Origin of the sequence: Haloarcula salina (assembly GCF_010119195.1) — an archaeon.
GTDB classification, from domain to species: domain Archaea; phylum Halobacteriota; class Halobacteria; order Halobacteriales; family Haloarculaceae; genus Haloarcula; species Haloarcula salina.
On record NZ_WRXL01000003.1, the window covers coordinates 511,922 to 531,253 of the forward strand.

Below are 19,332 nucleotides of genomic sequence, written 5' to 3' on the forward strand. Positions count from 1 at the left end.
GTTAATTAGTGAAATATGGCTGCTTACCGTGATGCGTTCGTCGTCTGCCTCGTGGCGCTGCTGGTGGGGACTACAGCGTCAGGAACCGTTGCCGCACAGTCGCAGGTGACGCTCACCGTCACCGTCGTCGATCAGGACGGAGACACGATAAGCGACGTGGACATCTCCGCAAGGTGGGACGACGGGGCGGGCGGGCCAGTCAACGAGACGACGCGCGCGAACGGCCAGGCGCTCGTCGACGTGCCGGCGGGCGCGAACGTGACCATCCAAATCCACGACGACCGGTACGTCCGGAACGTCCCGGTCGAAGTCGTCGACGCCGAGACGCAGGCCGTCGAGGTCGACGTCTCCGAGTCCGCGACGGCGACCGTTCGGGCCGTGAACGCCGACGGCGACCCGGTCGAGAACCCCCGAATCCGGCTGTACCGCGACGGGAACTACGTGGTCGACCGGAACGCGGGCGGAGACGGCTCGGTCACCACGAAGCCGGTCGAGGAGGGCGAGTACCGCGTCATCGTCACGAAGCCGGGGTTCTACCGCAACCTGACCAGCGTCGACGTCTCGGGGGAGACGAGCGCGACGATCCAGCTCAGAGAGGGCGCGGTCCTGCTGCGGGCGTCCGTCGCGGACGACTACTTCGACGACCCGCGGCCGATCCGCGACGCGACCGTCAGTATCTCCTCGGACAACGGCTTCTCCGGGACCGTTCCGACGCTCTCTGACGGAACCGCGTCGGTCAGCGTTCCGGTCAACGACAGATACGACGTGACGGTCACCAAAGACGGGTACGAGACGGTCGACCGGACCGTCCGCGTCGACGAGAGCGAGACCGCCATCGACGTGGCGATCCAGCGGACCCCGGCGCTCACGCTCACGCCGACGAACCGGCGCGTCGTCGTCGGCGAGACCGTTCGCCTCACCGTCGTCGACGAGTACGGCGAGCCGGTGGCGAACGCGACGGTGAGTCAGGGCGGGTCGGAGGTCGGCCTGACAGACGCCGAGGGCGAACTGTCCGCGACCGTCCCATCGGCCGGCAACGTCACCTTCACGGCGACAGCCGACGACCTCTCCGCGACCGCGAACGTCACCGGGGTCTCGGCGGACGGTGACGGCGGCGCGGCGACGCCGGCCCCGACGCAGGAACAGACCCCGACTGGGACCACCGACGCGGGCGGCCCGGGCTTCACGGCTGGACTGGCGGCGCTCGCGCTGCTCGCCGCGGCGCTGCTCGCACGCCACCTGTAGCGGGACGCTTTTCCCCGCGAGGGACGCATGACTGACCAATGACTGTTCTTCGGAGCGTCCACGAGGCCCACGGAGCGACGTTCAGGGAGGTCGGTGGTCGCCGCGTCGTCGACACGTACGGCCGGCCCGAGCGGACCCACCGCGCGGTCCGAAACGTCGTCGGGACGATCGAGCACGGCTACGGCGTCATCGTCGTCACCGGCGAGGACCGCGTCGAGTACGTCGACAACGCCGTCTCGAACCGCGTTCCCAGCGAGGACGGGGCCGGCTGCTACGCCCTCCTGCTCGACCCCGACGGCCGCGTCGACACGGACATGTACGTCTACAACGCCGGCGAGCGCCTGCTCGTGTTCACGCCGCCCCAGACGGCCGCCGCCCTCGCCGCGGAGTGGGACGAGAAGACGTTCATCCAGGACGTCGACTTCGAGGTCGCGACCGACGACTTCGCCGTCTTCGGCGTCCACGGGCCGAAGGCGACCGAGAAGATCGCGAGCGTCCTCCACCAGACCGGCACGCCCGAAGACGTTTTGACCTTCGAGCGCGGCGAACTCGGCGACGCCGGCGTCACGGTCGTCCGGACCGACAACCTCGCCGGCGAGGAGAGCTACGACGTGGTCTGTGGCGCGGCCGACGCCGAAGCGGTGTTCGACACGCTGGTCAACCGCGGGCTGAACGCCGTCCCCTTCGGCTACCGGACCTGGGAGACGCTGACGCTCGAGGCCGGATCGCCGCTGTTCGACACCGAGATCGCCGGCGCGCTCCCGAACGACCTCGGGCTCCGCAACGCGCTCGACTTCGAGAAGGGGTGTTACGTCGGCCAGGAGGTCGTCTCGCGAATCGAGAACCGCGGCCACCCGACACAGCGCCTCGTCGGCCTCGCCGTGGAAGCCGTCCCGGCCCCCGGGGCGGCGGTGTTCGCCGGCGACGAGCACGTCGGCGAGGTGAGCCGCGCCGGACAGAGCCCGATGCGGGAGGCACCCATCGCGCTGGCGACCGTCGACTGGGACCTGCCCGCGGCGTCGCTGACGGTGCGCGTCGACGGCGACCCGGTCGGCGCACAGCGCGTCGACCTGCCATTCGTCGACGGGTCGGCGCGGTCGGCGCGCCTGCCGGCCTACGAGTGATCCGAAGCGCGGGCGTTCGGCCGTCTCACCCGTCTTCGCCGTCGGCTTCGCTCCCTTCGCGTCGCTCGCTGACCGCTCGATAGCCGAGCGCGCCGACCGCAGCGCCGCCCAGCGCGCCCGCCGCGGTCCACACTGTCGGGCCCGAGCCGGACCGCCGAACTCTCGACAGCGTCCCGTCGCCCGCGTCCGTGATCTCCAGGTCGTACTCGTGGCGCTCGTCGACGCCGATGCTCGCGGTTCTGGTCACGTCCACGATCGCGCCCTCGGTGTCGGCGACGACGACGGATAGCTCGTAGTCGGTCTCGTCGGTTCCGTACACGCCGAGCCGGTACGTGCCGGGTGCGGCCCCGTGTCGCCGGCGCAGTCGCGGGTACCGCCCTCGCGACCGGTCCATGTGCTCGCTCTCGATCCGCTCCAGTTCCCTGCCGCGCGGTCCGACCGCGGTGACGTTCACCGCGGCGGTGTCGGCCGTGACGACCATCGTGGGGAACAGTTCCTCGCGGGCCGTCGCCCGGTCGATCGTCACGTGGTCCAACGGCCCCACGTCCGAGTGGCCCGTCGCCCGCTCGATCTGGTCGTAGCGGTTGAACACGACCGTCGTGTACTGGCGGTAGGGTCGCATCGACGCCGTGTCGCCGTCCCGCGTGAACCGGAGTTCCGGCGTCCGCTGCTGATAGGCCAGCGCCGACCAGTTCGGGTCGTAGATCGGGATCCGAACCGATTCGCCGTCCGTCCGGTAGTCGTACGCGAGGACCTGGTGGCCGTTCAGCGAACCGTCGAACAGGAACAGCGACGCCTTTCCGGTGGTCTCGATGACTGACCGGATGTGGTCGAGCAGTTGCGCCGTGTCGATCCGGTCCGCGTACACGACCGCCTGGCGGCCGACCCAGGAGCGAAAACGGAAGTACTGTTCGGCCTGAGACGTGACGATGTCGTCGTACACGGGGGCCGCCGGGTCGTCGAGCGGGACCGTCGGGACCTCGATATCGCTCGCCGTCGGCCGGTCCACCGGCATCGTCTCCGGTCGGTCGAAGTACCGCTGTGCCGACAGAATCATCCCGTAGCAGTGGCCGTTCGTCCCCGCGCGCTGGACCACCGCCGCCCGGAGCTGTCGCGCGAGCGCGTCGACCAGCGCGGAGGGTAACTTCCCCGGGCCGAGACCGAGGACCGCTCGCGCTTTGTCGCTCCACTCCTCGCGGATCCGCTCGCGGACCGTCGCGGGATCCGGCTGCGGCGGGTCCTCGAAGTACTGGTCGCTCAGCGACCAGTTCCGGAACCCGAACCCGTGCTCGGCCGGCACGAACGACGACGGCCCGGGCTGCTCCTGTGCGGATGTCGTGGTCGCACTCGCCCACGACGCCGCGGCCAACGTTCCCACGTGGGCGAGAAACGCACGACGGGACCTGTCGCCTGTCACACTTCGAACGTGACGCCCGTGGTACAAATCATTCAGGGTGGTCGGCCCATCGCGGAGCGTCACTCGGTTTCGATGGCCGCCCGCCCGCTGGTCGCGCTCCGGATGCGGTCCCGGAGTGCGTTGCCCTCGTCGGTCGGAACGCGCACCGCGAACGTCACGTCTGCTTCGTAGTCCGCCTCGAAATCGACGCCGGCGGATTCGAGCAGGCCGCGGACGCTCCCGGAGTCGTCGTACGCGACGGTCACGGTGAACTGCTCGTGGGGGACCTCATCGACGACGCCGGCGGCGTCGACGCCGTCCCTGACCGCCCGCGAGTACGAGCGGGCGAGCCCGCCGACGCCGAGGTTCGTCCCGCCGTAGTAGCGCGTCACGACGGCGACGACGTTCTCGATCCCGCGCTGCTGGAGGACGTTCAGCGCGGGGCCGCCGGCGCTGCCGCTCGGCTCGCCGTCGTCGCTCGAGTACTCGCGGAAGGGGTCGGCGCGGACGCGGTAGGCGGGGACGTTGTGCGTCGCGTCGGCGTACTCCTCGCCGACGCGCTCGACGAACGTCTCGGCCGCCTCGGCGGTCGCCGCCGGCGCGACGTGGCCGATGAACTCGGAGCCCCGAACCTCGAAGCGGGCCTCGCCGCGGCCGGCGACCGTCCGATAGCTCTCCGTCACGGTTCGGCGTAGCCCTGCCGACGGAATAGCGTTTGTCGTTGCGTTCGGGGCCGGTTTTCGGCCACCGTCGGGCTCACTCTCGCGCCCCCCAGACGCGCTTGTCGAGCAGGCGGACGGTCATCCCGTCGCGCACCCGTAGCTGACAGGACAGCCGCGGGTAGCCGAATCGGTCGGCGAGGTCGTCGTGCCAGTGGTCGGGGTCCGGCGGCGCGGCGAGGCGCACGCCGCAGGTCGCACAGACGCCCCGTCCGCCGCAGTTGACTCGCCGGGCGTACCGGCCGTGGGGGGACAGCCCCGCGTCGAGCAGCACGTCCCGGAGGATCGCGCCGGGCTCGGCCGCGAGTTCGCGGGCGTCGCCGTTCGGCATCTCGACGGTGATGCTCGCCGACATCAGAGCCGCTGGATATGCGTGTCGCCGAACTCGCGATCGGCGTACTTCAGGCCGAACCCGAACAGCCGGTCCGCCCCGATGTGGGCGGTCCAGACCAGCGCCACGCCGACGGCGAGGTCGGCGGCGGCGAGGACGCCGACCGCGGCGAGCAGCCCCGGCCCGAGGTACGTATGGGCGGCGTTGTACGTGGCCGCACCGACCCGCTTGCCGCGTCGATACCCCACCATCGAGAGGTCCGGGGCGAGAATGAGCGCGACGAAGAACAGCGGCGACCGGCCCTGGAGGGCGTACAGCGCGGCCGCACCGCCGCCGACGAGCGCCCCTTCGAGGCGGACGAGCAGGCGAGGGTCCATACCAACTAGACGGACGACGCGCTGAAAACCGTTTGTCTGCCCGCTCACCCGCCGTCCGCGGACCGCTTTTCGGCCCGCCGGAGGAGCACCGAGACGCCCTCCTCCAGCGCGGCGAAGACGTTGTAACAGACGGCGACGAGCGCGCCGGAGAGAAAGAGCGTGACGTGTTTTCCCAGCGGCGCGGCGACGACGTAGTGGGTGACGCCGATGGGGACGAGCGCCGCCAGGTAGTGGACTGCGGCCAGGACGTGATAGGAGGGCGAGGCGTCGGCGTCGACGGTCTCGACCGGGCTCCCGAACGCCGCCAGCGCGAGCAGGCCGAACCCGGTGATCGTCCCGGTCGCGTACGCCAGGATGCTGGCGGTCTGTAGCAGGCCGAACTCCTCGATGAGGAGCAGTCCCGACCCCCAAAAGGCGATGGTGAACCCGTAGGCGAACGACTCCTCGACGAGCAGCGTCCGCATGAACGTCCGGTTCATCTGCCGACGACTAGCGCGGCCACCGCCAAATGAGCGACGCTGTCTCGCCGTCGCCGATGCGCCGCCGGCGTGGCGAGTCAGGCCAGTTCGATGGTGCGGACGAACGGCAGCCGGCGGATCTCGTTGATGAGGTCACCGGGGAGCTCCGCGTCGGTGATGACGTACAGCTTCGGCTCGTCGGTGAATTCGGGGTCCTCGCTGAGCACCTGCCGGATGGAGATGTCGCGGTCGGCGATGGCGTTCGTGACCGTCGAGACGATGCCGGACTCGTCGGCGGCCCGCACGGTGACGGTGATCGCGTGCAGGTCGAGGACGGGCGCGAGGTCGAGCAGGCTCGGGACGGAGGAGATGTTCCGGAAGATGCGCCGCAGGTCGTCGTCGGCGAGGATGGCGTCGGTGGTGGCGTTGACGACGCGGCGGTCGACGCCGGCCTCGCGGGCGATGCCCGTGTTCGGGATCTCGATGCCGCCGGAGACCACCCGCCCCTCCTCGTTGACCGAGAACCCACGTTCGAGCAGCAGGCGGATCACGTCCTGCTGGCCGGGGGAGTCCTCGAACTTCTGCATGATCTCGTCGAACATACGATGTGGTCCGCGCGGAGTCACTAATCGCTGCCGACAGCGGGCAGCGGACGGCTCTGCGGAGTCGGCTTACAGTTCGCCCTTCGTGCTCGCCACGTCGGAGCGCCGCTCGTCGATGCGCGTCGCGTCGTCGAGGGCCCGCGCGAGGCCCTTGAACAGCGCCTCGACCTCGTGGTGAGCGTTCTCGCCGTCGACCTCGCAGTGCAGCGTCAGCCCGGCGTTCGTCGCGAGCGAGCGACAGAAGTGCTTCGCCATGTGGCTGGTCATCCCGCCGACCGCGGCCTGCGAGAACGCGCCGTCGAAGGCGAAGTACGGCCGGCCGGAGACGTCCACGACGACGCCGGCGACGGCCTCGTCGAGCGGGACCTTGCGGTCGGCGAAGCGCCGGATGCCGCGCTTGTCGCCCAGCGCCTCGGTGAACGCCTCGCCGAGCGCGATGGCCACGTCCTCGACGGTGTGGTGGTCGTCGATCTCCAGGTCGCCGTCGCACTGCACGGTCAGGTCGAACAGGCCGTGGGTCGAGAACGAGTCGAGCATGTGGTCGAAGAAGCCGATGCCGGTGTCGACGGTGCTGTCGCCGTCGCCGTCCACGTCGAGCGTGACTTCGATGTCCGTCTCGGCCGTCGTCCGCGTGACGGCCGCCGTCCGGTCGGTCATACGTACACCGTCTCGGTCCGCGTATATGGGGATTGCGTCCGCTGGGGGCGGAGACGAAAGCACCGCGGCGACCTCTCTCAGTCGGCGTGCTCGTCCAGCATCGCCAGCAGCCGGTCGGTCACCGCCGGCGCGTGCTCGACGTAACAGCAGTGGCGGCCCTCGACGGCCGCGGCGCTCCCGCGGGGCAGGTTTGCCGCCAGCGATTCCGCGTCCTCGGGCGCGACCACCGGGTCGTCCAGCCCGTAGTACACCTCCGTCGGCTGGGTGACCTCGTACAGCGGCGGCGCGTCGAACCCGGCCATCGCCGCGGCCTGCGCGGCGCGGGCGTCGCCGGTCGCGTCCTCATCGGCGCGCCAGGTCGAAATCTGCTCGAACAGGTCGGGCGCGCCGTCGCGAAACGCCGGCGAGAACGCGCCGTCGAGCGAGTCCGGTCCCCCGAGCGCGAGGCCCGAGAGCGCCGCCTCGTCTACGGCGTCGCCCGACGCGGCCGTGCAGTACAGCGTCAGTGTCCGGGCGCGGTTGTAGCGGTGGGCGTACCGGAGCGCGACCATCCCGCCGAGGCCGGCCCCGACGAGGTGGGCGTTCGCGACGCCGTGGTCCGAGAGCACGGCTTCGAGGGCGGCCGCGAGCGTCGCCACGTCGAGCGGTCCGTCGGACGCGTCCGAGCGGCCGGTTCCCGGGAGGTCCCACACGACCGTCTCGGAGGGGCCGGCGACGGCGTCGTTGTGCCAGCCCCACAGCCACGCGCCGTAGCCCACGTCATTGACGAAGACCACGGTGGGGCCGTCGCCGTCGGTCTCGTAGTGTATCGACGCCCCGTGAGTGCTGACAGTCGGCATCGTCTCTCGGTTCCCGCGGCGGCGGCCTGTCTCTTTCGGTGGGTAGGCCTTTGACGCTGGCCGCTGAACCGCCAGCAGGCACGTGTCCGAAGCAGCGTCACTCATCGGAGCGGTCGCGCTCGTCGTGAGCCTGGGGGTCACCGCACAATTGGTCGGCGACTGGCTCAAGATCCCCAGCGTCGCCTTCCTGCTGGTCGCCGGCGTGCTCGTCGGCCCGCAGGCGCTCGGACTGGTCGACCCGGCGATGTTCGGCCAGACCGGCCTCCAGGCCATCGTCGGGCTCAGCGTCGGCATCATCGTCTTCGAGGGGGCCTACCACCTCACCGTCGAGCGGGTCCGCGAGGCGTCGCGTGAAGCCCTCGGCCTCGTGACGGTCGGTGCGTTCGTCTCGCTCGTCGGGACCGCCGTCGCCGTCAGGGTCGTCTTCGGGACCGGCTGGCCCGTGGCCGTCCTCGTCGGGAGCCTCCTCATCGCCACGGGGCCGACGGTCATCACGCCCATCATGCAGGTCGTCCCGGTCCGCGAGCGGGTCGCCGCCGCGCTGGAGACCGAGGGCATCATCAACGACGTGATCGCCGCCATCCTCGCGGTCGCGACCTTCGAGTTCGTCGTCGCCAGCCGCTCGTCGCCGCTGGTCGTCGTCGAGGCGTTCGTCGCTCGCCTGCTGGTCGGGATCGCCGTCGGCGTGCTCGTCGGCGGCGGCGTCGCGGCGCTGCTCAAGCGGCTGAACCTCTCGACGGGGAACGCGCCACAGAACGCCCGCGTCGTGGTCCTCACCGCAGCGATCATCGCGTACGCCGTCGGGGGCGGCCTGCTCTCGGAGGCCGGCATCGCGGCAGCGGCCGTCGCCGGCATCGTGATGGGGAACGCGGACATCCCTCACGAGGAGGACGTCGCCGACTTCAAGGGCGGCATCACGCTGTTCGTCCTCTCGTTCGTGTTCGTCGTCCTCGCCGCCCAGCTCTCGCTCGACGACCTGCGCGCGCTCGGCATCGGCGGCCTCGTCGTCGTCATCGTCGTCGTCGCGCTCCTGCGCCCGCTCGGCGTGTTCCTCTCGACGCTCGGCGGTCGGCTGACGCTCCGCGAGCGGGCCTTCGTCGGCGCGATGGGGCCCCGCGGCATCGTCCCCGCCAGCGTCGCCACGCTGTTCGCCATCGAACTCCGGCCGGACGACCCCGCGGCCGCGACGGTCCTCGTCGGCACGGTCTTTCTCGTCATCTTCGCGACCGTCATGTTTCAAGGCGGGCTGGCCCGACACTTCGCGCAAGCCCTCGACATACTCCCCATGCAAACGCTCATCGTCGGCGCCGGCCGGGTCGGCCGGGAACTGGCCACGCGCTACGAGTCCCGCGGCGAGGAGGTGGTCCTGATCGACAGGGACCCGGACACCGTCGAGCGGGTCCGGGCGGACGGCCACCGCGTCGTCAGCGGCGACGCGACCGACGCCGCCGTCCTCGACCGGGCCGGCGCGGAGCGGGCGGGCGTCGTCGTCGCCGCCACTGCGGACGACGACGTGAACCTCCTGGTCGCCCAGCTCGCGACGACGCGCTTCGGCGTCGACACCGTCGTCGCCAGGGCGAACCAGCCGGACAACGTCGCGGCCTTCGAGGACCTCGACGTGGAGACGATTTCGGCGGGCTTCGCCGTCGCCGACGCCATCGACGACGCGGTCGAGCGGCCTGCGCTCGCCCAGTGGCTCGCCGACTCCGCCCGCACCGGCGACGTGCTCGAGGTCGAACTGTCGAACGACTCGCTGATCGATCGAACGGTCGGATCGGCCGTCGAGGAGCTTCCGGACGGCTGTCTGGTGGCGATGGTGAGCCGCGACGGCGACGAGCGGGTCCCAGACAGCGACTTCCGCCTCGACGACGGCGACCACCTGACGCTGGTGTGCGAGACGAACGAGGCGATGCGGGACGCCCGGGCGCTGTGCCGGGGCGAGTAGCGGGGTCGCGAGAGTGAAACAGCGGCGAAAAACGGGCGGTGACTACCGAATCTGATCGAGCGAGACGGTCGCCGACCGGTCGGCTGTCATCCACTCGGTGACGGACTTCTGGATGTCCGAGGCGAAGATGGTGAGTTCCGAGGGGTTCTCGGGGTCGTCGTACAGGCAGTCCAGTTCGAACTCCGGCGTCTCGGTCAGCTCGGTGTCCGACGGGGGCTCGGTGGTAACACTCATGAGTCAGGCGGTGGGCTTCGGGCGGCAGTTCTCACACAGCGGTGGGGCAGCGCGACTCGACTCGACGGGCACGCCGGTCCCACAGCCCGGGCACGTCCGGCGTGACCGAACGTACTCGGTGTGGGACTGAACGTGCGACATCTCAGGTTTCCCGCTCATATCTGTGATGAACGGGCACTTACTAAAAATACTTTTGGAAGTATATCCACATACACCTTATATCCGTAAATGTAATTGAATTCGGAAGCCACTCGCGGTGCATTCGAACGGAAAACCGCCGTCGAATCGAACACTCGCTCGCGGGGGTCGGTCGGCGCTCCGGAGGCGGTGCCGCGGCTCGGCGGTCGAGCGAGACGAGAACGCGGCCGAATCGCGTGCGGTTCCAGACTGTGGGACGGCGCTCAGGCGTTCGCGACGGTTCTGAGGATCTCCGGCGCGTCGTCGAGCGCGTCGTCGAGCGCCTCGGCCTCCGGGCCGCCGCCCTGCGCGAAGTCCGGCGGGCCGCCGCCGCCGCCGCCGACGCGGCCGGCCAGTTCGCCGACGACCTCGCCGGCGTCGACCTCGACGCCCTCGGGGACGGAGACGACGAACTGCGCGCCGTCGAGCCCCGAGCCCAGCACCGCGATCTTGCCCTGTTCGACGATCGCGTTGGCCTGCGCGCGCAGCTCGTCCATGTCGGCGTCGATGCGCTGGACGACGGCCGTCACGTCGCCCACGTCGACCTCCTCGCTGTCCGCGCCGCCGCTGGCGCGGGCCTCGGCGAGCTGTTCCTTGAGCTGTTCGATCTCCTTGCCGCGGGCCTTCCACTCGTCGAAGAAGCGCGCGGCGGTCTCCGGGACCGCCTCGGGGGCCACGTCGAGGATCTCCGACGCCTCCGTGAGCGCGTCCTCGGTGCGCTGGGTGGCCTCGATGGCCGCGTTACCGGCGGCGAACGACAGCCGGATGACGCCGTCCTGAATCCGCTCGGTCCCGAGCAGCTTGATGGTCCCGATGTCGCCGGTCCGGGCGACGTGCGTGCCGCCGCAGGCCTGCACGTCGTCGGCGACCTTGATGAGCCGGATCTGCTCGCCGGCCGGGATGCCGCCCTGGTAGAGGTCGAAGCCGTGGCGCTCCTCGGCCTCGTTGCGGTCCGGCCACTCCTGGGTGACCGCGACGTTGTCCTGGACGATCTCGTTGGCGAGCGCCTCGATCCGCTTGACCTGCTCGCGGGTGACCGACTCGTAGTGGCGGATGTCGATTCGCGAGGAGTCGGTCCCCTTCTGCGCGCCGGCCTGACGGACGTGCTCGCCGAGGATCTGCCGGGCGCTGTGGATGACGAGGTGCGTCGCGGTGTGGTGTTGCATCAGGCGCTTGCGCCGGGTGGCGTCGACCTGCCCGCGGACGAACTCGCCCTTGCCGGGGTCCTCGTCGCAGGTGTGGACGATCACGTCGCCGTAGCGCTGTACGTCCGTCACTTCGGCGGTCACGTCGTCGGTCGACAGCGTCCCGTGGTCCGGTGGCTGGCCCCCGCCCTCGGGGTAGAACATCGTCTGGTCGAGCACCACGTCGAAGGTGTCGTCGTCGCGGTCGAACACCTCGAGGACGACCGCCTCGAACTCCGTCCGCTGCTGGTCCTCGTAGTAGAGCTGGTCGGTCTCGGGCAGCTCCGCGAGCTGGTCTGCGTAGGGCGTCTGTGTCTCCTCGGTGGTTCCGTCACCGCCGCCGTGGCGCTGGGCCACGACCGAGTAGAAGTCGTCGGGCACGGCCACGTCGACGCCCTTCTCGGCGGCGATCTCCTCGACCATGTCCGGCTGGATGCCGTGGGAGTCGTACAGTTCGACCAGTTCTTCGATCGGGATGGCCTCGCCGCGCTCGGCGTACTCCTCGGCCAACTGCCGGACGCGGCGACCGCCGCGGTCGAGCGTCTCGCGGTACTTCTCGACCTCGGTGCGGACGATGTCCCGAACTGTGTCGCGGTTCTCGTAGCCCAGTCGCTCGGCCTGCATGTCGACGAGTTCGTCTAGCGGCGCGTCGACGCCGACCCCGTCGGCCAGCCGCTTCGTGCGCCGCAGGACCATCCGCGCGAGGTAGCCCGTCCCGACGTTCGAGGGGACGATGCCGTCGCCGAGCATGTACGCGAGCGTCCGGCAGTGGTCGGCGATGGCGTAGATGTCCTCTAGCGGGGCCATCAGGTCCCGAAGTTCCTCGACTTCGACGCCGACCTCGGCGGCGATGGTGTCGCGCTCGGCCTCGATGTCCTCGGCCTCGTCGATGTCCATCCGTCCCGCGAGCTTCGCGGCCTCGTGGACGACGGCCTCCTCCTCGTCGGTGAGCTCGATGCCGGCGTTGTCCTTGAGGAAGGCGATCATGTCGGGGTAGACCGCCTCGTACACCGTCGGCGTCCCCTGTGACATCCAGGTCCACCGCTCCAGCCCGTAGCCGGTGTCGACGATGTAGGTGTCCATCTCCGAGTAGCGGTTCCCGTCTTTCATCTCGTAGTCGCCGTCGGGGTCCTGCTCCATCGACATGAAGACGAGCGTCGCCAGCTCGGCCCCGCGGTAGATGACCTCGAACGCGGGTCCGGCGTTGCCCCCGCCGACCCACGGGTCCTCGATGAACGTGAGTTCGTCGGCGTCGGCCCCCAGTTCCTCGAACAGCTCGACGCAGTACTCGACGGTCTCGTCCTTCCAGTACACCTCGCCCTGGTAGGCGTACTGTTCGGGGTCTTCGAGGTCCTCGCGGGCGTTGAACGCGTGGTGGGCCATCATCTCGAAGGCCATCGTGTGCCGGCCGGTCTTGCCGACGTTGTCGATGTCCTGCATCCGGATGCAGGGCTGGCTGATGCACAGCGGGTTCGCCGGCGGCGGCGTCGTGCCGGAGGTGACGAGCGGCTGGAAGTCGTAGATGGACGCCTGAGTCAACAGCACGTCGTCGCGCCAGCGGTTGGCGGCGACCGGATAGGGTTCGATCCGCTCGTGGTCGCGCTCCTCGAAAAAGGAGAGGAACGCCTCGCGCATCTCCGTCAGCGAGTACGCCTCGTCGAACCCGGGGTTGTCGATGAAGTCGTACTCCGCGCAGGGAGGTTCGCCGCAGGTGTCCTGATCGGTCCGAGACCAGAACTTCGCGCCACAGGAGACACACTCCTGGCGTCGGAATCCCGCCTCGTCGAAATAGTCGAGTTGGTAGGCCTCGTCGAGGTCGCTCATTGGGGTACAGTTGGCCCACGTTCGCCTAAAACTGTTCCGAAGGGGGCCGCTTTTCCGGTCGTCACACCGTCACGGCGGACTCGCCGGACAGCGTCTTCGGGACGACGATCTCCTCGACCGTCATCCCGCCGGCGGGCGAGGAGACGCGCAGCGTCGCCGTCTCGCCCTCCGGGAGCGGTTCGCCGAACGGCTGGGCTCCGTTGACCTCGGACGACGTCCCGAGATCGAGTGAGAGCGTGAAGCGGTCTTCGAGGTCGTTGAGGACCGGCTGGGACCCGTCGTCGTCCTGGACGGCCGAGATGTGGAACCGCCCGTCCGGGCTCCCCTGTGCGCCGCCCGACGCGAGCTGGTAGTAGGACCCGCTCGGGCCGATCCACTGGATCGTTGTCTTGTGGAGGTCGACGTTGCTCGCGCCCGGCCCTTTCTTCACCGTGACGTTGACGACGCCGACCTCGTTGTCCCCCGTGAAGTGGTCGCCGGTCATGCTGACCACTTGGATGCGGCTCGTCGTCGAGTCGCTCGACTGCTGGCCCGTGGCCTCGGCCGAACTCTGGAGGAACCCGGCCGTGTTGATCAGGACGCCGGCGGCGATGGCCGCAACGAGCACCATCGCGATGAACACGATGAGCGTCCCGATCCCCACCTGCCCCCGGTCGTCGGGCCCATCCGTCGGTCGTGATCGATCCATTTCAGTTACTGATACTCTACTATCCAGTTATACATAATACTCACCCACCAGTTATCAGACGTGAGAAAATGCGGTCTGTGCCAGTTACCGGCCTACTCGTCCTGGGCGAGGGAGGCCAGCATCGCTTCCAGCTGGACCCGCTCGTTCGCGCCGCGGGTGATCCGGTAGTCGGTCTCGCCGACGCGTTCCAGCACGCGGACGGCCGCCGCGTCGCTGACGTCGAACTCCCAGATGGAGCGGTGGAGCTGGTCGATGATGTCGCCGCCGGCGATGCCCTCCTCGGTCAGCAGCCGGTCGAGGGTCGCTCGAGAGGCCGTGAAGTCGCCGTCGAGGGCCGACTGCACCATCTCGCGGATCTCCTCCGGCCGGGCCGTCGAGGTGATGGCGTACACCGCCTCCTCGTCGACCGTGTCGCCGCTGACCGAGGCCGCCTGGAGGCCGTTGATGGCCTTGCGCATGTCCCCGTCGGCGGCGTAGACGAGTGCGTCCAGCCCGTCGTCGGTCAGCTCGATGCCCTCCTCGCCCGCGATGTGGCGGATCTCCTCGGCGACGGCGTCGTCCGCCAGCGGCGAGAAGCGAAAGACCGCACACCGGGACTGGATCGGGTCGATGATCTGACTGGAGTAGTTACACGAGAGGATGAACCGGACGTTGTTCGAGAACTGCTCCATCGTCCGGCGCAGTGCCGACTGGGCGTCAGAAGTGAGGGCGTCGGCCTCGTCTAAGAAGATGATGCGGTACTCGTGGCCGCCGAAACTGGTCCGCGCGAAGTTCTTGATGCGGTCCCGGACCACGTCGATGCCGCGCTCGTCCGAGGCGTTCAGTTCGAGGAAGTGCTCGCGCCAGTCCTCGCCGTAGAGCTCCCGGGCGATGGCCGTGGCGCAGGTCGTCTTCCCGGTCCCCGCCGGCCCGGAAAAGAGCATGTGGCTCAGGTCGTTGCGAGAGACGTAGCTCTGGAGGCGACCGACGATGTTCTCGTGGCCCATCACGTCGTCGAGGGTCTGGGGGCGGTACTTCTCGATCCACACTTCCTCGCGTCCCGCCCGCGACTCGGACTCGGCCTCGCTCATGGGCGAATCGAGGCGTGGCCCGGCCTTAAACCCCCCGAGAGTCGACAGTCTCAGGTGCGTCGGCGGCCAATGCCGGGCATGCGCGTCACTGTCGACATCGCCGGCGAGGACACCCACGAACTGGAGGTGGACGAGGACGCGACCTACGCAGACCTGCTCGCGCCCGTCGACCTCAGCCCCCACGAGGTGTCCGTCCTCGTCGACGGCGAACACGTGCCGACCGACCAGCCCGTCGCGGCCGACCGCGTCCGCGTCGTGCGCCTCATCAAGGGCGGGTAGCGATGCGCGTCCGCGAGGCCACCGAGGGCGACCTACCGGCCGTGATGAACGTCCTCGACGGCGCGGTCCTCGAAATCGACGTGGCGACGGTCCGGGCCGGCATCGAAGGCGACGGGACGCTCGTCGCGGTTTCGGGCGACGCCCGGACCGACTCGGAGTCCGGAACTGACCGCGTCCTCGGCGCGCTCGTCCTCGACGGCGACCGCGTCGCGGCCGTCGCGGTCCGCCGCCGTCGCCGCGGCCAGGGCATCGGCACGGCGCTCGTCGAGGCCGCGCTCGACCGCCGGGACCGGCTCACGGCCGACTTCGATGCCGGCGTTCGGCCGTTCTACGAGCGACTGGGGTTCGACGTGGAACCGCTCAGTGACGACACCGACCGATTTCGCGGGACGCGCTACCGCACCACAGGCTAGTTCTGCCGGCCGGTCAGCTCCTCGATTTCCAGTTCGTACAGCGTCACGTCCATCTCGTCGGTCGGCTCGTCGAAGATTCTGATGGGCGCGTAGCGCTCGTTGATCTCGACGGCCTCGTAGGCCGGGTCGCCGTCGGGGACGGCCGCGATCGGCCCGCGGGCGACGACGCTCCAGCCGGTCCACGCCTCGGCGTCCGGCGTCGACTCAGTTTCCGTGACGACGTACGTGGCCGTCTCGGTGGCGTCGAGGTAGGCGGACTTCTCGCTGTCGGCCGCCTCGCCGAGACGGAAGTACAGCGACCCGTCCTCGAAGTGGTGAAACACCGGGAAGGCGTACGCGTCGTCCCCGTCGGCCAGCGCGAGCACGCCCCCGACGGTCGATTCGAGGCGGTCGCGGACGACGTCGTCGGGTATCCCCTCGGTGTAGGCGAACGCGATGTCGGTGTCCATGCGCCGACGACGCGCGCCGCGGGCTTAAACGAGGGGTTCGACCAGGTCCCGACCGGCGTCGAGCAGTTCCCCGACGCGCTCGTCGCTGCCGGCCTCGGCGTACACGCGGAGCTTCGGCTCCGTCCCCGAGGGGCGAACGAGCACCCACGTCCCGTCTTCGAGGCGGATCTTGAAGCCGTCGACGGTGTTGACGCCGTCGACCGCCACGCCGGCGAGGGCGTCCGGGAGGGCCGTTTCGAGGTCCGCGAGGACGGCCTCCTTCCGGTCGTCGGGGCAGTCGACGCTGATGCGGTCCTGGTGGATCTCGCCGTGTTCGGCGAGCAGGCGGTCGACGCGTTCGTCGAGCGGTTCCTCGCGCTCGGCGGCGGCCGCGGCCAGCGCCATGATGACGCCGTCCTTGTTGCGGAGGTGGGCCGGCAGGCCGAAGCCGCCCGACTCCTCGCCGCCGAACAGCGCGTCGTGGTCGGCCATCGCCTCGGCGACCCACTTGAAGCCGACGGCGACCTCGTGGACGGCCTGCCCGTGGGCCTCGGCGACCCGGTCGACGATGCTCGACGTGGACACCGTCCTGACCACGTCGCCCGACGCGTCCTCGAGCAGGAAGTCGTACATCGCGGCGAAGAACAGATTGGGATCGAGGTAGCCCCGCTCCGGCGTGACGATGCCGATGCGGTCGGCGTCTCCGTCGTTGATGACGCCGAGCGCCGCGTCGCCGTCGCAGACGTGCTCGACGAGTCCCTCGGCGTTCTCGGCCGACGGCTCGGGCGACCCGCCGCCGAACTCGGGGTCCTGCTCGCAGTTGAGTCGCGTCACGTCGGCCCCGGCGGCGGCGAGGAGGTCGTCGGTGACGCCGCGCCCGCTCCCGTACAGCGCGTCGTAGGCGACCGGGAGGCCGTCGAGGTCGGCGTCGACGAACGACAGCGCGTGCTCGCGGTACGGGGCGACGAGGTCCGCCTCCGTTCGCTCGCCCCACTCGTCCTCTGGCAGCGGGTCGAGCACGGCGAGGTTCTCCTCGAAGGCGGCCGTCCAGTCCGGGAGCGCCGGCGACCCGTCGCCGGGGATGAACTTCACGCCGTTGTACTCCGGGGGGTTGTGGCTGGCCGTGATCTGGAGCGCGCCGGCGAGGTCGCGGTCCTTGACCGTCCACGCGACGACCGGCGTCGGCGTGTCTCGCTCGGGCAGGAGCACGTCGAAGCCGTTCGCCCGCAACACCTGGGCCAGTTCGTCGGCGAACTCCGGCGAGGTCTCGCGGGCGTCGTACCCGATCGCCACCGTTCCGGTCGCGCCGCGCTCCGAGAGCGTCGTGGCGACCGCCTGTCCCACCATCCGTACCCGCGGCGTGGTGAAGACGTCGAGCGTCGCCCGCCACCCGTCGGTTCCGAAGGCGATCGCGTCCGCGTCGACATCCGCGTCGTGTGCCATACCGCCGCTTCTCGGGGACGGGTCAAAAAATCACGCCCGCCGCGGCGGCAGGCGGTTTCTGTCGCGTTCGCGTCACCCGGCACTCAGGGATCGAACGCGTCTTCGGCGTCGCTCGACTCGACGAGTCGTTCTTTGCCCGCTCTGGTGCGCTGTTTGACCTCGTACTCGCGGCTCATCGCCGCCGACCGCGACTCGAATGACTCGACGTGAACGAGTTCGACGGGCGTCCGTCCGCGGGTGTACTTCGCGCCCTCGCCCGCGTCGTGTTCCCGGACGCGACGCTCGACGTCGGTCGTGTATCCGGTGTAAAACGTTCCGTCGCTACACCGGAGGACGTACACGTAATGGGGGCTCCGCGTGGTGGTCATCGCACGATCCCGTCGGCCCAGCGGGCCTCACGCTTGGTGGGCGCGCTCTCTCGATACCTCGGCGATGCCAGCGTTCGCCGAGCAGTTCGGGCAAGCCCTGATGTGTCCGCGCTGATCCGCGAACACCCGGGCGAACTGGTCCGAGACGTGCGCGCCGCAATGGTCACATTCAGGCATCGTGTTCGTCGGCGACACCACCGCCGACACCTGTGACTATGCGTGACGGACGCATAACGGTTTACCCAAATGGTTGGGTATCCTCTCCCGATTTCCTCGGAACTGTCACCGCGCATCGTCGAGCTGTCTCGCGATCAGGCCGGCCTGCGTGCCGGCGGTGAACCCGGCGTCGATGTTGACCACGGAGAGGGCGGTACAGGACTGGAGCATCCCCGAGAGCGCCGCCTGTCCTTCGCCGCCGTGGCCGTAGCCGGTCGAGACCGGCAGGCCGATGATCGGCACGTCCACGAGGCCGGCGACGACCGTCGGGAGCGCGCCCTCCCGGCCCGCGGCGATGATCAGCACGTCCTGGTCGCGCAGGCGGTCGACGGCGTCGATCGTCCGGGCGAGACTGGCCACGCCCACGTCGTCGATGCGGGTCACAGACGCGCCCATTTCCCGAACCACGAGCGCGGCTTCGCCGGCCGGGACGGCGTCGGACGTGCCGGCGGTGACGACGCCGACCGCGGCGTCGAGGTCGGGTCGCTCGAAGTCGGGCGTGGTCGCGACGAGCCAGTGCGAGCGGTCGTCCCACCGCACGGTCGCCTCGGGGACGGCCGCCGCCAGTCGCTCCTGTACGGCCGCCGCCGTCTCGTCGCCGATTCGCGTCACCAGCGCCCGGCCCGTCGTCTCGATGGCCGTCGCCGCCAGGTCCGCCACCTCGGCGGGCGTCTTGCCGTCCGCGAGGATGGCCTCGGGGACGCCGGCCCGTTCCTCGCGCGCCGCGTCGAACCGCCCGGCCCCGCTGGTCGCGTAGCCTGCAAGCGACGCTTCGGCCTCGGCGGGAGAGAGGTCGCCCGCCGCGATCGCGTCGAGTATGTCGCGCATGTGGGTCAGTCGGCGGCCCGGCTACTCCTATCCGTCGGTCCGCGGTCGTCGTTCGAGTGCCTGCCCGACTCGCCCTTTTCGGGGAGCGCGCGCGAGCGGCCCACGATCGGAGACAGGCCGCCACAGCCGTCTGTTTCCGGCCGAAACGGATATTATGACCGAATTAAGCCGACAAAATGGCTGATTTATAAGGGGTCGAAGACCGAATATCGCCTCAAACTGCCGCGAATACCGGCGAGAGCGAACCGATTGGAGAAAGTATATAAGCAACCCCCGCGGATGCCTCGTCTGTATGGCAGACCTAATCGTCAAAGCCGCCGTTAAGGAAGAGCTCAGCGACATGAACGTAGCGTCCGACTTCTACGACGCGCTCGACGCGGAAGTCGAGGAGCTGCTCCAGGACGCAGCCCGCCGAGCCGACGAGAACGACCGCAAGACGGTCCAGCCGCGCGACCTGTAAGGTCGTTCAGCACGACGTTTTTTTGCA

Annotated in this window: 24 protein-coding genes; 6 read left to right on the forward strand and 18 right to left on the reverse strand. The window is 69.7% G+C overall.

Annotation, left to right across the window (positions count from 1 at the left end; all coding sequences use genetic code 11):
* Nucleotides 1–15 precede the first annotated feature (15 nt).
* A complete protein-coding gene (locus GM656_RS10990) occupies nt 16–1,245 on the forward strand; it encodes a carboxypeptidase regulatory-like domain-containing protein (protein WP_162413703.1) in 1,230 nt (409 codons plus the stop codon).
* 38 nt (nt 1,246–1,283) lie between these two features.
* Complete coding sequence (gene ygfZ, locus GM656_RS10995; RefSeq protein WP_162413704.1) at nt 1,284–2,369, forward strand: CAF17-like 4Fe-4S cluster assembly/insertion protein YgfZ; 1,086 nt, start codon at nt 1,284–1,286, stop codon at nt 2,367–2,369.
* A gap of 25 nt (nt 2,370–2,394) precedes the next feature.
* Here the strand turns inward: ygfZ and GM656_RS11000 are convergent, their stop codons facing one another.
* From GM656_RS11000 to GM656_RS11035, 8 genes are all read right to left on the reverse strand, one after another.
* A complete protein-coding gene (locus GM656_RS11000) occupies nt 2,395–3,747 on the reverse strand; it encodes a hypothetical protein (RefSeq protein ID WP_162413705.1) in 1,353 nt (450 codons plus the stop codon).
* Between the two features lie 98 nt (nt 3,748–3,845).
* The gene (locus GM656_RS11005) at nt 3,846–4,448 is read right to left on the reverse strand and encodes an IMPACT family protein (RefSeq protein ID WP_162413706.1); all 603 of its coding nucleotides are present in this window, start codon (nt 4,446–4,448) and stop codon (nt 3,846–3,848) included.
* A gap of 73 nt (nt 4,449–4,521) precedes the next feature.
* Nucleotides 4,522–4,839 (reverse strand): 2Fe-2S iron-sulfur cluster binding domain-containing protein, encoded by a 318-nt coding sequence (locus tag GM656_RS11010; RefSeq protein WP_162413707.1) that lies wholly within the window; start codon nt 4,837–4,839, stop codon nt 4,522–4,524.
* Nucleotides 4,839–5,192, reverse strand: a complete 354-nt coding sequence (locus GM656_RS11015) for a DUF4260 family protein (RefSeq protein ID WP_162413708.1) — start codon at nt 5,190–5,192, stop codon at nt 4,839–4,841. The genes GM656_RS11010 and GM656_RS11015 overlap by 1 nt, the downstream gene beginning before the upstream one ends.
* 44 nt (nt 5,193–5,236) lie before the next feature.
* Nucleotides 5,237–5,671: a hypothetical protein gene (locus tag GM656_RS11020; RefSeq protein WP_162413709.1), complete on the reverse strand. Its 435-nt coding sequence runs from the start codon at nt 5,669–5,671 to the stop codon at nt 5,237–5,239.
* A 77-nt stretch (nt 5,672–5,748) separates the two neighbouring features.
* Nucleotides 5,749–6,252, reverse strand: a complete 504-nt coding sequence (locus tag GM656_RS11025; RefSeq protein ID WP_162413710.1) for an ACT domain-containing protein — start codon at nt 6,250–6,252, stop codon at nt 5,749–5,751.
* A 69-nt stretch (nt 6,253–6,321) separates the two neighbouring features.
* The gene (gene hisB, locus GM656_RS11030) at nt 6,322–6,909 is read right to left on the reverse strand and encodes an imidazoleglycerol-phosphate dehydratase HisB (RefSeq protein ID WP_162413711.1); all 588 of its coding nucleotides are present in this window, start codon (nt 6,907–6,909) and stop codon (nt 6,322–6,324) included.
* A gap of 77 nt (nt 6,910–6,986) precedes the next feature.
* Complete coding sequence (locus GM656_RS11035) at nt 6,987–7,748, reverse strand: alpha/beta fold hydrolase (RefSeq protein WP_162413712.1); 762 nt, start codon at nt 7,746–7,748, stop codon at nt 6,987–6,989.
* Between the two features lie 82 nt (nt 7,749–7,830).
* Between GM656_RS11035 and GM656_RS11040 the strand changes: the two genes are divergently transcribed.
* Complete coding sequence (locus tag GM656_RS11040; RefSeq protein ID WP_162413713.1) at nt 7,831–9,693, forward strand: cation:proton antiporter domain-containing protein; 1,863 nt, start codon at nt 7,831–7,833, stop codon at nt 9,691–9,693.
* 42 nt (nt 9,694–9,735) lie between these two features.
* On the opposite strand, the gene GM656_RS11045 is transcribed toward GM656_RS11040, so the two are convergent.
* The 5 genes from GM656_RS11045 to GM656_RS11060 form a co-directional block, all read right to left on the reverse strand.
* A complete protein-coding gene (locus GM656_RS11045) occupies nt 9,736–9,927 on the reverse strand; it encodes a hypothetical protein (protein ID WP_162413714.1) in 192 nt (63 codons plus the stop codon).
* A gap of 3 nt (nt 9,928–9,930) precedes the next feature.
* Entirely contained in the window at nt 9,931–10,086 is a 156-nt protein-coding gene (locus GM656_RS19120; protein ID WP_174242971.1) for a hypothetical protein, read from the reverse strand.
* A gap of 242 nt (nt 10,087–10,328) precedes the next feature.
* Nucleotides 10,329–13,112 carry an alanine--tRNA ligase gene (gene alaS, locus GM656_RS11050; protein WP_162413715.1) on the reverse strand — a complete coding sequence of 928 codons (2,784 nt, stop codon included), beginning with the start codon at nt 13,110–13,112 and terminating at the stop codon, nt 10,329–10,331.
* 61 nt (nt 13,113–13,173) lie between these two features.
* Nucleotides 13,174–13,800: an archaellin/type IV pilin N-terminal domain-containing protein gene (locus GM656_RS11055; protein WP_162413716.1), complete on the reverse strand. Its 627-nt coding sequence runs from the start codon at nt 13,798–13,800 to the stop codon at nt 13,174–13,176.
* Nucleotides 13,801–13,892: 92 nt separating this feature from the next.
* Nucleotides 13,893–14,870, reverse strand: coding sequence for a replication factor C small subunit (locus GM656_RS11060; RefSeq protein WP_162413717.1), 978 nt, complete (start codon nt 14,868–14,870; stop codon nt 13,893–13,895).
* A 78-nt stretch (nt 14,871–14,948) separates the two neighbouring features.
* On the opposite strand from GM656_RS11060, the gene samp2 reads away from it, so the two are divergent.
* Nucleotides 14,949–15,149 (forward strand): ubiquitin-like small modifier protein SAMP2, encoded by a 201-nt coding sequence (gene samp2, locus GM656_RS11065; RefSeq protein ID WP_162413718.1) that lies wholly within the window; start codon nt 14,949–14,951, stop codon nt 15,147–15,149.
* Nucleotides 15,150–15,151: 2 nt separating this feature from the next.
* Nucleotides 15,152–15,562 carry a GNAT family N-acetyltransferase gene (locus GM656_RS11070; protein ID WP_162413719.1) on the forward strand — a complete coding sequence of 137 codons (411 nt, stop codon included), beginning with the start codon at nt 15,152–15,154 and terminating at the stop codon, nt 15,560–15,562.
* Here the strand turns inward: GM656_RS11070 and GM656_RS11075 are convergent.
* The 5 genes from GM656_RS11075 to larB form a co-directional block, all read right to left on the reverse strand.
* Nucleotides 15,559–16,011, reverse strand: a complete 453-nt coding sequence (locus GM656_RS11075; protein ID WP_162413720.1) for a pyridoxamine 5'-phosphate oxidase family protein — start codon at nt 16,009–16,011, stop codon at nt 15,559–15,561. The genes GM656_RS11070 and GM656_RS11075 overlap by 4 nt on opposite strands.
* Before the next feature lie 24 nt (nt 16,012–16,035).
* A complete protein-coding gene (locus GM656_RS11080) occupies nt 16,036–17,433 on the reverse strand; it encodes a phosphoglucomutase/phosphomannomutase family protein (RefSeq protein WP_162413721.1) in 1,398 nt (465 codons plus the stop codon).
* 83 nt (nt 17,434–17,516) lie between these two features.
* Nucleotides 17,517–17,801: a GIY-YIG nuclease family protein gene (locus GM656_RS11085; RefSeq protein WP_162413722.1), complete on the reverse strand. Its 285-nt coding sequence runs from the start codon at nt 17,799–17,801 to the stop codon at nt 17,517–17,519.
* Between the two features lie 27 nt (nt 17,802–17,828).
* Entirely contained in the window at nt 17,829–17,978 is a 150-nt protein-coding gene (locus GM656_RS19670; protein WP_449405226.1) for a DUF7563 family protein, read from the reverse strand.
* A gap of 105 nt (nt 17,979–18,083) precedes the next feature.
* Nucleotides 18,084–18,845 carry a nickel pincer cofactor biosynthesis protein LarB gene (gene larB, locus GM656_RS11090; RefSeq protein WP_162413723.1) on the reverse strand — a complete coding sequence of 254 codons (762 nt, stop codon included), beginning with the start codon at nt 18,843–18,845 and terminating at the stop codon, nt 18,084–18,086.
* A 292-nt stretch (nt 18,846–19,137) separates the two neighbouring features.
* Between larB and GM656_RS11095 the strand changes: the two genes are divergently transcribed.
* Entirely contained in the window at nt 19,138–19,305 is a 168-nt protein-coding gene (locus tag GM656_RS11095) for a DUF1931 domain-containing protein (protein WP_162413724.1), read from the forward strand.
* The last annotated feature ends 27 nt before the right edge of the window (nt 19,306–19,332 follow it).

Bases quoted from the DNA above. Each gene is read 5' to 3' on its own strand.
- GM656_RS10990 (WP_162413703.1), top strand. From the start codon at position 16: ATGGCTGCTTACCGTGATGCGTTCGTCGTCTGCCTCGTGGCGCTGCTG.
- ygfZ (WP_162413704.1), top strand. From the start codon at position 1,284: ATGACTGTTCTTCGGAGCGTCCACGAGGCCCACGGAGCGACGTTCAGG.
- GM656_RS11010 (WP_162413707.1), bottom strand. From the start codon at position 4,839: ATGTCGGCGAGCATCACCGTCGAGATGCCGAACGGCGACGCCCGCGAA.
- GM656_RS11015 (WP_162413708.1), bottom strand. From the start codon at position 5,192: ATGGACCCTCGCCTGCTCGTCCGCCTCGAAGGGGCGCTCGTCGGCGGC.
- GM656_RS11020 (WP_162413709.1), bottom strand. From the start codon at position 5,671: ATGAACCGGACGTTCATGCGGACGCTGCTCGTCGAGGAGTCGTTCGCC.
- GM656_RS11025 (WP_162413710.1), bottom strand. From the start codon at position 6,252: ATGTTCGACGAGATCATGCAGAAGTTCGAGGACTCCCCCGGCCAGCAG.
- hisB (WP_162413711.1), bottom strand. From the start codon at position 6,909: ATGACCGACCGGACGGCGGCCGTCACGCGGACGACGGCCGAGACGGAC.
- GM656_RS11035 (WP_162413712.1), bottom strand. From the start codon at position 7,748: ATGCCGACTGTCAGCACTCACGGGGCGTCGATACACTACGAGACCGAC.
- GM656_RS11045 (WP_162413714.1), bottom strand. From the start codon at position 9,927: ATGAGTGTTACCACCGAGCCCCCGTCGGACACCGAGCTGACCGAGACG.
- GM656_RS19120 (WP_174242971.1), bottom strand. From the start codon at position 10,086: ATGAGCGGGAAACCTGAGATGTCGCACGTTCAGTCCCACACCGAGTAC.
- alaS (WP_162413715.1), bottom strand. From the start codon at position 13,112: ATGAGCGACCTCGACGAGGCCTACCAACTCGACTATTTCGACGAGGCG.
- GM656_RS11055 (WP_162413716.1), bottom strand. From the start codon at position 13,800: ATGGATCGATCACGACCGACGGATGGGCCCGACGACCGGGGGCAGGTG.
- GM656_RS11060 (WP_162413717.1), bottom strand. From the start codon at position 14,870: ATGAGCGAGGCCGAGTCCGAGTCGCGGGCGGGACGCGAGGAAGTGTGG.
- samp2 (WP_162413718.1), top strand. From the start codon at position 14,949: ATGCGCGTCACTGTCGACATCGCCGGCGAGGACACCCACGAACTGGAG.
- GM656_RS11070 (WP_162413719.1), top strand. From the start codon at position 15,152: ATGCGCGTCCGCGAGGCCACCGAGGGCGACCTACCGGCCGTGATGAAC.
- GM656_RS11075 (WP_162413720.1), bottom strand. From the start codon at position 16,011: ATGGACACCGACATCGCGTTCGCCTACACCGAGGGGATACCCGACGAC.
- GM656_RS11080 (WP_162413721.1), bottom strand. From the start codon at position 17,433: ATGGCACACGACGCGGATGTCGACGCGGACGCGATCGCCTTCGGAACC.
- GM656_RS11085 (WP_162413722.1), bottom strand. From the start codon at position 17,801: ATGACCACCACGCGGAGCCCCCATTACGTGTACGTCCTCCGGTGTAGC.
- GM656_RS19670 (WP_449405226.1), bottom strand. From the start codon at position 17,978: ATGCCTGAATGTGACCATTGCGGCGCGCACGTCTCGGACCAGTTCGCC.
- larB (WP_162413723.1), bottom strand. From the start codon at position 18,845: ATGCGCGACATACTCGACGCGATCGCGGCGGGCGACCTCTCTCCCGCC.
- GM656_RS11095 (WP_162413724.1), top strand. From the start codon at position 19,138: ATGGCAGACCTAATCGTCAAAGCCGCCGTTAAGGAAGAGCTCAGCGAC.